We start from the raw sequence: 15,241 nt of genomic DNA on the forward strand, positions 1-15,241 counted from the left end.
CTTCTTATGATAGTAAGATGAATGTATTCAGAAGATCTTGTCGACTATAAGAAAGTACATATTATTAGGAGGCGGTCTTCATGCAATTATCAGCAAGAAACCAATTAAGTGGAAGAATCACTGAAGTTAAAACAGGACCTATTTCAACTGAAATAACCATGAGTATCAATGGTGTAGACATCGTATCCAGCATTACAACGGCTTCTGCAGAATCAATGGATCTAAAAGTGGATGATCAGGCGACAGCAATCATCAAAGCAAGTTCCATCATGATTGCCAAGTAACTGATACATATCCTAATAGAAGACTCTCACCCACCTTTCTAATTCTAGAGAAGTGAGTGAGAGTCTTCTTTTAAATTTGCATGCTGTCAATCGAAGGCGTTACACCCAGAAAAACAGCCTCCTGAAATGTCAGGAGGCTGCCTTTTTTGATGCGATCTTATCCTCGTAATTCTGCTCCGGCTTTTTCTTTAACCGCTGCAAGCACTTTTTCATGCGCTTTGGTGATATCCTCGTCCGTCAATGTACGTTCCGGATCGAAGTATTTCAATGAGAAAGCGATAGATTTCTTGCCTTCTTCCATTTTTTCACCTTCGTATAAGTCAAAGATACTGACTTCTTTCAATAACTTGCCACCCGCTTCCAAAATAATATTTTGGATGTCGCCGGCTTTCGCTGCTTGCTCGACTACTAACGCGATATCGCGTGTGGTCGATGGATAGCGTGGGATCGTTTGATACGCAATCGGCGCCACTTCCGCTTCAGCCATAGCTTTGAATGAAAGTTCGAAGATGTATGTTTCCTTAATATCCAAATCCTTTTGAACGGTTGGATGCACTTGGCCGATGAAGCCGATTACTTCACCATGTAATAGTACTTCCGCTGTCCGTCCTGGATGCATATCTTTGATTTCCGCTTGGCGATAGCTGATTTGATCAGTTAACCCCAGCGTATCGAAAATTGCTTCGATCACGCCTTTTGCTACATAGAAATCAACCGATTTCTTTTCCCCTTGCCAAGGTTGAGATTCCCATAACCCTGTAATAACTCCAGCTACATGCTCTTTCTCTTCAGGAAGCTCTTGATTGTCTTTTTTGAAGAAGACAGAACCAATTTCATATAGAGCAAGTGAGTCAAGCTGGCGAGCATTATTATATTTCACGACTTCTAATAATTGTGGAACGATGCTTAAACGCAACTGGCTCCGTTCTTCACTCATCGGCATGGCCAAACGGATGGAATCACGGGCGTTCAATGCAAATTGAGCCGCTTTGTCCTCGCTTGTCAACGAATACGTAACCGCTTGATACAGTCCTGCTCCTTCAAGGGTACGGCGGACTTTACGACGTTTCATTTGATAATCCGTCAATTGGCCAGGAGTCGCGGCACCAACCGGCAATGTTGCTGGAATGTTGTCATATCCGTAAAGACGGGCAGCTTCTTCCACTAAATCCGCTTCAATCGTAATATCTCCACGGCGTGTAGGAACGGTGATCGTGAACGTTTCATTGTCCAGAGCCACTCCAAATTGAAGACGTTTGAAAATGGATTCCACTTCAGAAACAGACATATCCGTGCCAAGAAGCGTATTGATTTTTTCAAGGGTAATGCTAATGACAGCCGGCTCCATTGTCAGTTCATCAACCTCTGCCGTTCCTTGTAGAATCGTTCCGCCTGCATATTGTGCAATCAATTGAGCTGCACGTTCTCCAGCTTCACGCACGCGAGCTGGATCGACACCCTTTTCAAAACGGGCACTTGCTTCACTACGTAACCCATGATCTTTCGAAGCTTTACGTACAACCGTCCCGGCAAAATAAGCACTTTCGATAATGACGGTCGTTGTATCATTCTTCACTTCTGAGTTTACCCCGCCCATTACTCCTGCAATCGCAACTGGCTCGGTGCCGTTCGTGATGACCAGATGATCTGGCGATAATGTACGTTCCGTTTCATCCAAAGTAACGATCTTTTCTGCTTCGTTCGCTTTACGGATGACAATTTCCTTTGAACCCAAACGATCATAATCAAAGGCATGTAGTGGCTGACCATATTCAAGTAAAATGTAATTCGTAATATCGACCACGTTGTTATGCGGACGAATGCCTGCTGACATAAGGCGGGTCTGCATCCAGAGTGGAGATGGACCTACTTTTACGTCCTTGATGATTTTAGCGATGTATAATGGATTATCTTCTTTTGCTTCCACTTTGATGTTAATATAATCAGTGGCTTTTTCCGTTGCTTCTTCTTTTTCGATGACTGGCCATTTCACATCACGACCAAGAATGGCCCCGACTTCATAAGCAACACCCAGCATGCTTAAAGCATCTGATCGGTTTGGCGTTAAACCAAGTTCCAGCACTTCATCGCTTAAACCAAGTTCTTCTAGTGCATCTTTGCCAACTTCCACATCATTAGGGAATACAAAAATGCCTGTTGCATAATCTTTAGATACAATCTTGGATTCGAAACCTAATTCTTGAAGCGAGCAAATCATTCCGTGAGATTCTTCTCCACGAAGCTTGGCTTTCTTGATTTTAAAGTTACCTGGAAGTACAGCGCCAACAGTCGCTACGGCTACTTTTTGGCCTTTATCCACGTTCGGGGCTCCACAGACGATTTGTACAGGGGCCTCCGCTCCAATATCAACCAGGCATTTATTCAGTTTATCGGCATTCGGATGCTGTTCGCGTTCTAGTACGTGTCCGATGACAATCCCTTTAAGCCCTTCACTTTTCTTTTCTACCCCTTCAACCTCAATGCCGCTCTTCGTGATTTTATCCGCAAGCTCAGTTGCATTGATGCCGGAAAGGTCTACATATTCCTGCAACCATTTATATGATACAAACATGGTAGGTCCTCCTCTTTCAAATTAAAATTTATGCTTCATGATGATGGAATTGTTTTAAGAAACGAACATCGTTTGTATAGAAGTGACGGATATCATCCACGCCGTATTTTAGCATCGCGATCCGTTCTACACCGATTCCAAAAGCGAATCCGGAGTATTTCTTCGAATCGAATCCAGCCATTTCAAGGACATTCGGATGAACGATTCCTCCACCCAGCACTTCAATCCATCCTGTTTGTTTACATACATTACAACCTTTACCGCCACAGATTTTACATGAGATATCCACCTCTACTGATGGCTCCGTGAAAGGGAAGAAACTTGGACGAAGACGGATTTCCCGGTCTTGGCCGAATACTTTCTTAGCAAATACATCAAGTGTTCCTTTCAGGTCGCTCATGCTGATGTTTTCATCGATGACCAAGCCTTCAATTTGCTGGAATTGATGCGAGTGCGTTGCGTCATCATTATCACGACGATACACTTTACCTGGACAAATGATTTTAACCGGACCTTGGCCTTTATGTTTTTCCATCGTTCTTGCTTGTACTGGAGACGTGTGGGTACGCATCAAAATCTCATCCGTTATGTAGAATGAATCTTGCATATCACGTGCTGGATGGCTCTTCGGCAAGTTCAATGCCTCAAAGTTGTAATAGTCCGTTTCGACTTCAGGACCTTCAGCCACTGTGTATCCCATACCGATGAATAGGTCTTCAATTTCCTCGACGACCCGTGTTAATGGATGAAGATTTCCTTTCTTAACCGGACGGCCTGGTAATGTCACGTCAATCGTTTCTGTTGCAAGCTTCTTATTAACGGCAGCTGTTTCTAATGCCGCTTGTTTTTCCTCGATTTTCGACGCGATGGCTCCACGGACCTCATTAGCTAGCGCTCCGATTTTCGGACGTTCCTCAGCTGATAATTTCCCCATTCCGCGTAATACCTCTGTAATCGGCCCTTTTTTCCCTAAATAAGCAACACGGACTTCATTCAGTTCTTTTAGTTCGGAAGCTGCGGCAACTTTTTGCAACGCTTCTTCCTGCAGTTCTAGTAAACGTTCCTGCATCATGTCTTCCTCCTTTAGTTTTCCTTTTGTAAAAATGAACACAAAAAAACCCCACTCCCAGAAAGGGACGAGGTTTATGTATCGCGGTACCACCCTTATTAGTGCTATCTGCTAAAAAGCATGAAGCACTCACTCATAAAAAATAACGGCTCTTCACCGGAACATTTTTCAGACACTCTGTCTTCCCAATGCCAACTCGAAAGGTGAATTCCCTTAAGCAGTGCCATAAAAATGCTTTCAGTCACGGCATTTTTTCCCTGGTTATGGATGTCTTAAGTTACTACTCTTTGTCATTGTTGTTTTCATTATAAAATTCTGTTTCATTATATTATAAATGAACGGCCGTTTCAAATTGATTTTCTTAAATAGTACATTAAAATACCGGCCGCGATCCCGACATTCAGTGATTCACTTTTCCCGTAAATCGGAATATAAAGGTTTTTCGTCGTTTTCGCCAATAATTCCTTGGAAACTCCTTGGCCTTCATTACCGACGAGCAGTGCAAATCGCGAAGACCTTTCCACCTCTTCAAAGGGCGAGCCACCTTCTAAGGCCGTGCCATAAACCGGCATGCCTTGTTGCTTCAGTTCATCAATGATCTCGGAAAGATTCCCTTTAACCACCGGCATATGAAACAGGCTTCCCTGCGTGGAACGGACCACTTTCGGATTATACAAATCGGCACACCCTTCTCCTAGAATGACAGCATCGATTCCGGCTGCATCAGCTGTCCGGATCATCGTGCCGATATTGCCTGGATCTTGCACCGCATCGATCAACAGTAGTTTGTCCGGATTGATGGAAGACATGCTCATGGTTTTCTGTTCACAGACAGCGGCTATTCCTTGTGGGCTCTCCGTATCGCAAATCGCCTTCATGATATCAGTTTTCACATAGATGACATCCGTGCCTTCAAGCGAAAAATGGGCCGGCATTTCTGTTTCTTCATTTACGATTACTTCCATGACGATTTCTGCCTTCAATGCTTCTTCAACAAGATGAAAACCTTCTACTAAATATGTACCGGTTTTATCCCGTTCTTTTTTGGTTAATAATTTTTTCCACTGCTTCACCTGAGGGTTTTTTACAGACTCAATATATTTCAAGGTAAACGCTCCTTTAATATTTCACGCTAATTATCCTATTATAACGTAATTCGTATACATATTGAATGCCTGTTTGTGAAATGCTAGTGATGTGAGTCATTATGTGTTAGAGGAGGAAAAATCATGAATTTAAATTTACGCAATGCCATTATTCAGAATGTATCCGGAAATACGCAAGAACAGCTAGAGGATACGATAGTCGATGCGATTCAAAATGGTGAGGAAAAAATGCTACCAGGTCTTGGCGTATTATTCGAAGTCATCTGGGAAAATTCATCCGAACAGGAAAAGCAGGAAATGATTACGGCTCTTGAATCTGGATTAAAAAAATAACAGCCATCCACGGCTGTTATTTTTTCGGCTCATAAGTGATCCGTATTAATGCGATTTTTGATGTATGGGTCCGTTAAGTCAGGGTTCTCATCGCTATCTTGTGGCACCTTTCCGTCCCCGGGAGCCGTGGTCCGATTCAGTGCGTCTCCTACATCCAGTGAATGTTTGGTGTCAGCGGAAAACGGATCTGCATGGGGATCGCTCGCTATCGTTCCCTCATAATCCTCTGGTCTTGGCTTCTTATACTGCTCCGTGGAATTCGACTTCATCTCCTTCTCCTGTGCCCGATTCGATCCCATCTCTTGATTATCATAGATGTTGGTTGAATTTCCATGAAGCTCTTCGCCTTTACCTGGCTGTGCCTCTACTTCACTTGCTTGATAGGCATTCGCCGTCGTTTCCGGGAAAAGATTCGGATCCGGATTATTCACGATACCGGTTTTAAGTGGGTTATTCTCTTGGGAGGTAATATGATCTTCGGTCTCTATTGGGGTCTCGTCGTCAAGAAGAATCAAGAACTTCCCGGCTTCAACTTCATTTATATAAGCCGTGGCTTCACTATCGGCTAAACCCAGATTCCCTAAACGATTTCTGATATCACCGGATCCTTCATTCAAGAAGAAGTGTTTCACTTTTTCTACGAATGAATCATCATCCTGGTTCGTGATAATATCGACGTCCTCATTCTGGCTATTGTTCACAAAAGCCACATCTTCTTTTTTATTCGCGATTACGGTGATTTTCTCACTATCCCATCCTTTTAAATGAAGCGCCTGGATTTCCTTGTTTGCTTCGGAACTAGAATCATAAACACCATGCAATGTTTTTCCCATGAATTATTCCTCCTTTTGTAGCATTACTATTTAATCTTGTTATACCCTTACCACCCAAAATTAAACAAAAATCAAGCTCTAGCCAGTCGATAAGGATTTAATTCCACTCGTCATGCACCTAAAAAAAGACCTGCCGTCTCGTAAACGGCAGATCATTCTCTATTAATCCCTTAACGAAGTTTTTGTTGTTCTTCAAGGGTTTTCACATTTCTCTTTTCTTCTAATGGGTCATGCCCTACTCCGGTATTGACCCCAGTATTGACTCTTCCGGTATTGAGAGAATCGCGATTCTTCACTGAATCCGTTTTATTTAAAGCATCTCTCTTGGTCGTTTCACCTAGATTTTTTTCACGTACGATGGATGAATCACTACTATCAAGCTGGATATCTTCTTTTTTAAGAGTATCCTGAACTTGTTCAGTATCTTGTACCACTTGTTTCTTGATGACAATTTCATCAGTGACCACCGGTTTTTTGGTCACTTCCAATTTTTCCTCAACAACTGGAATTCTTACAGTTTCCCCATCTTTAATGCTTCCTGCTTCCAGTCCGCTTTCTCTACCTGTAACAGGCCGACGTTCAATCGTTACTTCTTCGTGCTCAACCGGAACATTAATGGTTTTTTGCTGTTCCTTCACTTCTTTATCGATGACGACTTCGCCTGCCTGAACTCTTTCTTTATCAATATTCAACTGTTCTTCACGTAGTCGAATCGTTTTTTCATCTTCTGTCGTTCCACGACCACGGCCATTCATGACAGAAGTATCCTTATCGTTCAACAAACCATTCTGTTCAGTTCCGTTGAAACGTGGGTTTTCCGAGTTGCTATCCAACGTCTTTCCAACCGGACGGGTGCTTCCTTCTGTTCCAGCCTTGAATGAATCTCTTGGTGCAGTTAGATGACCTTTGCCTTCTTCAACTAAAACCAACACTTTTCCTCGTTCTACATCATACACGTATTCAGCTGCTTCACTATTAGAAAGCCCTGCATCCGCTAGTTTCGTTGAAAGGTTCGCATGCTCATCTGGCATGAAGAAGCGTGCCACCTTGTCCATAAAGCTATCATCATGTGATGCATTCGTAATGGTATGGACATCCGTTTCCCTTTGTTGATTCGTAAAGTCCAGTGTTTCTTCTTTGTCTGCTACAACCGTTATATCTTCCCCTTCATAGCCTTTCGCTTTAAGTGCATTGATTGCTTGGATCACTTCTGCATTAGATTCATATACTCCATAAACTGTCTTATTCATATTAAATTCCTCCTCGTATTTTATCGATGTATTTGGTAGTTGGTATATTTAGAATGTACCCGTTAGTATGCGAACTAAACGAATAAGCCATATTACATTTGTGTTATAACATTACATTACGTTCTCAAAAAACGAATGCCTTTTCCCTCCAGACCCCATCTGGACTAGGGATGCAAGCATTATATAAATGTAATGTTTAGAATCAATACCCCCATTTTACTAGTTTTCATAAACTCAATAGATTCGCTTTCTTCTATATATAGGCGTCCTACCTACTAAAGAAGTGTCTCCAAATCTCCCCAACTAGAATTTTAGAAACAAAAAAACCCCCCTCCTGTTTAAGGTTATCCTTAAAGCAGGAGGGGGTTTTACTCTCATTATGGAATCATCCAAGAAAGGATGCCATTTTGCAAGAACGTGATAATACATACAAGAAGCAATAAGAACAAACTATGCTTGAGGGTGAATCTCAATAATTCGGACTCCCTACCAGCCAGTCCGACAGCCGCACAAGCGATGGCAATCGACTGAGGGGAAATCATCTTTCCGGTTACACCCCCGGAGGAATTCGCCGCGAGCGCCAATACCGGCTCCATTCCAATCTTTAAAGCGGTAACTTTTTGCAGACCGCCAAATAATAGATTGGCAGATGTATCCGAACCTGTAATGAACACACCTAACCAGCCAAGGACCGGTGCGAAAAACGGGAAGAAGTCTCCGGTCTTTGCAAGTGTCATGCCCAAGGTCGTCGACATCCCCGAAGAATTCGTCACATAAGCGAAAGCAACGACAGAGGAGATCATCAAGATTGGCTTGGCTAATTCTTTCATGGCTTCCACAAATGTATCCAAGAATACTTTTGAAGACATATGTACGATGAACTTTGTCACAATGGCCGCCAGTAAAATGGCCGTTCCTGCTGTACCGAGCAGTTCGATTTTATAAAAAGCTGCAATGGGCAGGCCATTGCTACCAATAATTTCATTATGCAAACCAGGCACTTCAATTTGGAAAGTTAATAGTTTACCAATTTCATTGATTCCTTTTAAAATGGCATTCGTTCCCTCATAATGACCGGATAATGCCGGCTTTATTGGATTCAATCCCCAAATGGAAATAAAACCCGTCAACAGAAGGAATGGAGACCACGCATGGAATATCTGCCATTTCGTATACTTTTTCTCTGTTTCTTGTTCGGAAGCGAATTCTTCAACAGCTGCTGCCGTTTCTTCCGACTTGAATCGAAAAATCGTTTTTGGCTTCCAGAATTTCAGGAAGATGGCTAAGGCAAACAATGATACTAATGCAGAAAGAATATCCGGTAATTCAGGTCCAAGGAAATTCGAACTTACATATTGGGTAATGGCAAAAGATAGACCGGAAACGATGACAGCCGGCAGCACTTCAATCGTCCGTTTCCATCCAGACATGATCATGATGAGATATAGTGGGATGAAAGCCGACAAGAAAGGTAACTGACGACCGACCATTTTGGATATTTCCATAGCCGCAATACCAGTAGGTCCTTCCATCGCAATAATCGGAATCCCGACCGCACCGAATGCAACAGGTGCCGTATTGGCGATTAAACAGATTCCCGCTGCATATAGCGGATTAAATCCAAGTCCCACCAGAAGAGCTGCAGAAATGGCCACTGGTGCACCAAATCCAGCCGCCCCTTCTAAAAAGGCCCCGAATGAGAATGCCACCAATAAAGCTTGAAGGCGGCGATCTTCCGTCAAGGACAGGACAGAAGATCGGATAATGTCAAATTGCCCACTTTTCACAGTCATCTTGTACAAGAATACGGATGTGATGATGATCCATCCGATAGGCAACAGTCCGTAAACGGCCCCTTGAGAAGCAGACATCACGACTTTTCCTGCCGGCATCCCATACGCGAAAACGGCAGTTACAAAAGCAACAAGCAAGGTTGTCAAACCCGCTAGGTATCCTTTCATCCGTTTGATGGTAAGAGCCCAGAAAAAGTACAAAATGGGTATAAGCGCTACTAGAGATGATAGTACCAGATTATCAAGAATCGGTGTAAAGTTCTGTGTCCATGTCATTCGTTTCGACTCCATTCACTATATTTTTCAAACTTTCAGATATTTATATTCAGTGAAAACCCTTTCATAATTATATTTCTTCATATTGCTGGAAGTCATCAGATGACTTGATGATTATTTATTTAAGGTAAATGATTAGAAATGGAAAATCAAGGTTTTTTTATTTTTTGATCATATTTCCTTATCGACAGATGAGAAACCAACAATGTGTTATATAATAAAGATAACTAGAAAAAGCAAAGAAAATCGGGGTGTTCCTACTTGGCCTACAAAAAAATCAAACCAAAGAAAATTTATGAAGAAGTCAGTGATGAACTGTATGAAATGATCCGTTCCGGTACTTTGAAACCGGGCGATAAATTAGATTCCATTCAACAGCTTGCGGAAAATTTCCAGGTCGGCCGCCCGGCCATTCGTGAAGCATTAAGTGCTCTTAGCTCGATGGGGCTCATTGAAATTAAGCAGGGCGAAGGAACATTCGTGAAAACTTTCGACCCTAGCATCATGAACTACCCATTGACTACAGCTCTGTTGATGGATAAAGAAAATATTAAAGATTTACTGGAAGTCCGAAAAATACTTGAATCTGGAACTGCCGAGTTAGCCGCTAAAAAGCGGACCGCTGAGGACATTGCCGAAATGGAGACGAAGCTTGCGGAAATGCTAAAGGTAGCCGACGATGAAGCATTGAGTGATAGAGCTGATATAGGGTTTCACGTGACCATTGCGAACGCTTCTAAAAATGAGTTGCTCATTACATTGATGAGCCAGGTGTCAGTGATGATGACCGAAAAGATGCGTGACATTCGACGTCTTGCTCTCTATTCTGAAGAAATGTCCCTTAAACGGCTTTATCAGCAACATACCCAAATTTACCAAGCAATCGTCGACAAGGACGAAGCCGGCGCCCGCCATGCCATGCTTTTCCATTTGCAAAATGTCGAGGAATCTTTTGATAAATTCATCCTCCAAACCAGTGAGAAAAATCAATAATACGCACGATTACTAAAAATGAACTATACAAATTATACAGAATTTGATATATTATTCTGAAAAAGATTCCATGTTTCTAGGGAAAATGGCAAGTTATTCAACCATTTCCTTTTTCTGTTTTAGTCATCAGATGACCTGTTAACTCATTTGAAAAAGGAGGAAAAATTATGAAAGTGACTTTATTCGCCACATGTTTAGTGGATTTATTTCAATCCAATGTCGGAAAAGCGACGGTGGAACTGCTCGAAAGGCTTGGTTGTGAAATTGACTTTCCGGAATCACAGATTTGCTGTGGACAACCGGCTTATAATAGCGGCTATACAAAGGATTCAAAAGAAGCAATGAAAAAGATGATCCATACATTTGAGGATGCACAATATATTGTCACCCCTTCTGGTTCCTGTGCAGCTATGTTCAAAGAGTACCCGGTTCTTTTTAAAGGAGATCCGGTTTGGGAAAAGAAAGCTGTTGCATTGGCAGAAAAAACATATGAACTGACTCAATTCATCGTGGATGTACTAAAGGTGACGGATGTCGGTGCTAAGCTTGAAGGTAAAGCGACCTATCATACATCATGCCATATGACTCGATTGCTCAAAGTGAAAGAAGCTCCTGCCATTTTATTGAGCCATGTTAAGGGACTGGAAATGACACCGCTTCCGGACGCCCAAAACTGTTGTGGCTTTGGGGGGACCTTTTCAGTCAAGATGGGAGACATTTCCGGACAAATGGTAGAGGAAAAGGCTTGTAATGTGGAAGATACCGGAGCCGACTTTCTTATCGGCGGAGACGCTGGTTGCTTAATGAATATCGGAGGCCGTATCCAACGTAAAGGGCAACCCATCAAGGTTTTACATATTGCGGAAGTATTAAATAGCATTTAAAGAAACCGAGGAGGCAAAACGATGTCTATGAAAACGAGTTCTGCCAAGTTTAAAGACCGGGTGGACGAAGGAATACAGAATGACTTTATGCGATTGGCCGTTTCGAGTGCCCAAGAACGTTTACATGGACGCCGCCTAACGGCCGTTGACGAATTGGGAAACTGGGAGGAATGGCGCTCCCTTGGGGAAGAAATCCGCCAACATGTACTAAGCAACCTTGATTTTTATTTACATCAGCTTGCCGAAAATGTATCCAAAAGGGGTGGTCATGTCTTTTTTGCGGAAACGGCGGAAGAAGCTAGTGGGTATGTTAAGGACGTCATCGAAAAAAAGAATGCAAAAAAAGTCGTGAAGTCGAAATCCATGGTCACGGAAGAAATTAACCTGAACGCAACACTAGAATCAGCGGGAGTCGATGTCATCGAAACGGACCTAGGAGAATATATCCTGCAGCTTGATAACAATGACCCTCCGTCACATATCGTGGCACCAGCGCTTCATAAGAACAAAGAACAAATTAGAGACGTTTTCAAAGAAAAGCTCGCCTATACGAAAACTGAAAAGCCTGAAGAGCTGACGGACCATGTCCGGGGAATCCTGCGGAAAGAGTTCCTGAGTGCCGATATTGGAATTACCGGCTGTAATTTTGCGGTTGCTGAAACGGGCTCCATCGGTTTGGTAACGAACGAAGGCAACGCAGATTTAGTGACGGCCCTTCCAAAAACCCAGATTACGGTGATGGGGATGGAACGTCTCGTGCCGACGTTCGATGAATTTGAAATCCTTGTCAGTTTATTGACGAGGAGTGCGGTCGGCCAAAGATTGACCAGTTACATTACCGCCCTTACCGGACCAAGAGATGAAGGCGATATTGATGGCCCCGAGGAATTTCACCTTGTCATCGTGGATAATGGACGTTCCAAGATTTTAGGGACTGAATTCCAATCGGTACTCCAATGCATTCGCTGTGCCGCATGTATTAATGTTTGTCCGGTCTATCGGCAGGTTGGCGGTCATTCTTACGGTTCGATTTATCCAGGCCCAATCGGGGCGGTACTTTCCCCTCTTCTTGGTGGATATGAAGATTATAAGGAATTGCCTTATGCATCGACGCTTTGTGCAGCCTGTACAGATGCCTGTCCAGTAAAGATCCCGCTTCATGATCTATTGAGGAAGCATCGTGAAGTCATTGTCGAAAAAGAAAAAATGGCTCCTTTTTCTGAAAAAATGGCGATGAAGGCATTCGGAATTGGCGCTGCCTCCCCGATGCTTTATAAATTCGGATCCAAAATGGCTCCTTCCGCCATGTCTCCTTTCAAGACTGGGGATATTATTTCAAAAGGACCAGGACCACTTAAGTCTTGGACGGAAAGCCGTGAATTTCCTGCCCCTAATAAGGAAAGCTTCCGAGATTGGTTCAAGAACCGTGACAAAGGAGGGCAATCATCATGACCGGAACCATTCAAAACGAGGATACATTTTTAGCGAAGATAGCCAAGAACTTGGGGAGGTCCCCCATTACGGAAGGCATATCCCGACCCGTATGGAAACATGCCCCACAGATGGAAGTCTTGAAACATGCAACACAAGAAGAGCTTGTCGAGGAATTACGAGAACAGTGCACCCGGATTCATACTCAGGTCCATCTTACGGATTCTAGTCAGACTGCACATGTTTTGCAACAAGTCATGGAAGAACTTGGACATGGGCCTGTCATCATCCCGAAAGATCAAAGATTCACAGACTATCAATTAATGGATGTATTGAATGATACAGGCGTCCATGTTTGGGATCATCAAATCGGCAGAAAAAATATTGAAATGGCGGAACGTGCCAACATCGGCATAACGTTCAGTGAAATCACGCTGGCCGAATCTGCTACAGTCGTTCTGTATAGTGATAAGGACCATGGCCGTTCGATTAGCTTCTTGCCCGCTTGCCATGTTTCCATCATTCCAAAGAGCAGCATCGTTCCAAGGATGACCCAGGCCGCTATGGCACTCCGCTCCAAAGTTCAGCAAGGTGAGCTTGTTCCATCCTGTATTAACTTCATTACAGGGCCAAGCAATTCCGCTGACATCGAAATGGATTTGGTCGTAGGCGTTCATGGCCCAATCAAAGCAGTCTATATCATCGTTGAGGATAAATAAAGAAAAAATGGAGAGCTCCTTTTAGTAGGAAGCTCTCCATTTTCATCTCATTGATTATTCATAGATAATCCGGTCCACCGTTTCCCGGTCGAGGCGTTTGATCACTTCAACTATGAGTTTGACGGCATTCTCATAATCGTCACGGTGTAACATCGCAGCATGGGAATGAATATAGCGCGTCGCAATCGTAATGGCTAATGCGGGTACACCATTTGCGGTTAGGTGAATGGAACCGGCATCCGTTCCACCGCCTGGAATCGATTCATATTGATAAGGAATGTTCATTTCATCAGCCGTATTCGTAACGAAATCCCGTAATCCTTTATGGGCCACCATCGATGCATCATAAATGACGATTTGCGGGCCATTCCCCATTTTACTCATCGCTTCTTTATCACTTACACCAGGTGTATCCCCTGCAATCCCTACATCAACGGCAAAACCGATATCCGGCTGGATCTTGAATGTCGATGTTTTAGATCCACGCAGACCCACTTCTTCTTGGACTGCTCCAATTCCATACACTACATTCGGATGTTCACTATCTTTCAATTGTTTCAGAACATCGATCGCGATGGCGCAACCAATTCGGTTGTCCCAAGCTTTGGCAAGAAGCATCTTATCATTATTCATGACCGTGAATTCGAAATAAGGCACCACCATGTCTCCTGGCTTGATTCCCCACCCCTGTGCTTCTTCCTTACTGGTCGCTCCGATATCAATGAACATATCCTTTATCTCAACCGGCTTCTTCCTCGCTTCTGCCGTTAAGATATGCGGCGGTTTTGACCCGATGATGCCTGTCACATCGCCTTTGCTCGTCACGATCGTCACACGCTGTGCAAGCATGACCTGTGACCACCATCCCCCTACCGGCTGGAAACGTAAAAATCCTTTATCGTCGATTCGTGTAATCATGAAACCGACCTCATCCAAATGACCCGTCACGACAATCTTCGGCCCATTTTCCTCACCTGTTTTCTTAGCAATCAAACTACCCAATCCATCCGTGGAAATTTCATCCGCATATGGAGTTATGTATTCAGTCATGACCTTTCTTACTTCACTTTCATTCCCGGCAATCCCTTTTGCATCCGTTAAGTCTTTCAACATCTTAAGCGTTCCATCTAATTGAACCATTCCCGTTCCTCCTCATTCATACACTTCAACTTTCATTATACAAAATATGGGTATAACCCACAATTAATAGCCATTCTTCTGCCGTTCATAATTCACTTCATTCTTACTGACATACGCGGCCTCTACATCCACCGCAGAAAAGCCAAGCATCTCCCCTAAGCGTAAGTACTCGGTAAATACCGCTTGAAAGGCAGGCTCCTCCTGCTGTATACGAAACTCATTGATGGATCCATAAATCTTTATAAATTGCGCAGTTACATCCTCCCCTTTCAGATGGGAAGCTGATTCCACTTTGGGCATAAACCCTTTTTCAATGCCAAGTGACAGAATAAAATGTATGCCATCCACATATTCAGCTAAAACCGTCTCCTTATCCGAAGCGCCTTTAAGACTCCAAAACTTAAAACATCTTGTTTCGTTCGCCAGCTCGCCAAGCTCTACTAATAGAGCCAGAATCTTTCTCTCAACAAGATCCTCATTATGTAATGCATGTTTCTTCTCAATATGTTTATCCAAGGCAGCCTGCATGTCCATCAATTTTTCGATATTCATTTCATC

Annotated in this window: 14 protein-coding genes and 1 other annotated feature; of the genes, 6 read left to right on the forward strand and 8 right to left on the reverse strand. The window is 43.2% G+C overall.

Features of this window, described 5'->3' with window-relative positions:
* Positions 1-80 precede the first annotated feature (80 nt).
* Complete coding sequence (locus AC503W_RS14465; RefSeq protein WP_402874489.1) at positions 81-284, forward strand: TOBE domain-containing protein; 204 nt, start codon at positions 81-83, stop codon at positions 282-284.
* 157 nt (positions 285-441) lie between these two features.
* On the opposite strand, the gene pheT is transcribed toward AC503W_RS14465, so the two are convergent.
* From pheT to AC503W_RS14480, 3 genes are all read right to left on the reverse strand, one after another.
* Positions 442-2,856: a phenylalanine--tRNA ligase subunit beta gene (gene pheT / locus AC503W_RS14470; RefSeq protein WP_427686741.1), complete on the reverse strand. Its 2,415-nt coding sequence runs from the start codon at positions 2,854-2,856 to the stop codon at positions 442-444.
* A 28-nt stretch (positions 2,857-2,884) separates the two neighbouring features.
* Entirely contained in the window at positions 2,885-3,925 is a 1,041-nt protein-coding gene (gene pheS / locus AC503W_RS14475) for a phenylalanine--tRNA ligase subunit alpha (RefSeq protein ID WP_402874483.1), read from the reverse strand.
* A gap of 60 nt (positions 3,926-3,985) precedes the next feature.
* Positions 3,986-4,228, reverse strand: a binding site (T-box leader).
* A 44-nt stretch (positions 4,229-4,272) separates the two neighbouring features.
* Positions 4,273-5,031 carry a TrmH family RNA methyltransferase gene (locus AC503W_RS14480; protein WP_402986562.1) on the reverse strand — a complete coding sequence of 253 codons (759 nt, stop codon included), beginning with the start codon at positions 5,029-5,031 and terminating at the stop codon, positions 4,273-4,275.
* 123 nt (positions 5,032-5,154) lie between these two features.
* On the opposite strand from AC503W_RS14480, the gene sspI reads away from it, so the two are divergent.
* Positions 5,155-5,364, forward strand: a complete 210-nt coding sequence (gene sspI / locus AC503W_RS14485; RefSeq protein ID WP_402874477.1) for a small acid-soluble spore protein SspI — start codon at positions 5,155-5,157, stop codon at positions 5,362-5,364.
* 29 nt (positions 5,365-5,393) lie between these two features.
* Here the strand turns inward: sspI and AC503W_RS14490 are convergent, their stop codons facing one another.
* From AC503W_RS14490 to AC503W_RS14500, 3 genes are all read right to left on the reverse strand, one after another.
* Positions 5,394-6,197, reverse strand: a complete 804-nt coding sequence (locus AC503W_RS14490) for a general stress protein (protein WP_407408219.1) — start codon at positions 6,195-6,197, stop codon at positions 5,394-5,396.
* A 170-nt stretch (positions 6,198-6,367) separates the two neighbouring features.
* Positions 6,368-7,447 (reverse strand): YsnF/AvaK domain-containing protein, encoded by a 1,080-nt coding sequence (locus AC503W_RS14495; protein WP_407408217.1) that lies wholly within the window; start codon positions 7,445-7,447, stop codon positions 6,368-6,370.
* A 377-nt stretch (positions 7,448-7,824) separates the two neighbouring features.
* Positions 7,825-9,516 carry an L-lactate permease gene (locus AC503W_RS14500; RefSeq protein WP_402874468.1) on the reverse strand — a complete coding sequence of 564 codons (1,692 nt, stop codon included), beginning with the start codon at positions 9,514-9,516 and terminating at the stop codon, positions 7,825-7,827.
* 261 nt (positions 9,517-9,777) lie between these two features.
* Between AC503W_RS14500 and AC503W_RS14505 the strand changes: the two genes are divergently transcribed.
* From AC503W_RS14505 to AC503W_RS14520, 4 genes are all read left to right on the forward strand, one after another.
* Positions 9,778-10,509, forward strand: coding sequence for a FadR/GntR family transcriptional regulator (locus AC503W_RS14505; RefSeq protein ID WP_427590616.1), 732 nt, complete (start codon positions 9,778-9,780; stop codon positions 10,507-10,509).
* Positions 10,510-10,676: 167 nt separating this feature from the next.
* Entirely contained in the window at positions 10,677-11,393 is a 717-nt protein-coding gene (locus tag AC503W_RS14510) for a (Fe-S)-binding protein (RefSeq protein WP_402874462.1), read from the forward strand.
* Positions 11,394-11,414: 21 nt separating this feature from the next.
* On the forward strand, positions 11,415-12,845 hold the full coding sequence (locus AC503W_RS14515; RefSeq protein WP_402874459.1) for a LutB/LldF family L-lactate oxidation iron-sulfur protein: 1,431 nt from the start codon (positions 11,415-11,417) through the stop codon (positions 12,843-12,845).
* Entirely contained in the window at positions 12,842-13,543 is a 702-nt protein-coding gene (locus AC503W_RS14520) for a LutC/YkgG family protein (RefSeq protein ID WP_402874456.1), read from the forward strand. The genes AC503W_RS14515 and AC503W_RS14520 overlap by 4 nt, the downstream gene beginning before the upstream one ends.
* 54 nt (positions 13,544-13,597) lie before the next feature.
* On the opposite strand, the gene AC503W_RS14525 is transcribed toward AC503W_RS14520, so the two are convergent.
* Both AC503W_RS14525 and AC503W_RS14530 read right to left on the reverse strand, forming a co-directional pair.
* A complete protein-coding gene (locus AC503W_RS14525; RefSeq protein WP_402874454.1) occupies positions 13,598-14,683 on the reverse strand; it encodes a M42 family metallopeptidase in 1,086 nt (361 codons plus the stop codon).
* A 63-nt stretch (positions 14,684-14,746) separates the two neighbouring features.
* Positions 14,747-15,235, reverse strand: coding sequence for a dUTP diphosphatase (locus tag AC503W_RS14530; protein ID WP_427686745.1), 489 nt, complete (start codon positions 15,233-15,235; stop codon positions 14,747-14,749).
* Positions 15,236-15,241 lie beyond the last annotated feature (6 nt).

It is taken from the genome of Peribacillus suis (assembly GCF_059384845.1).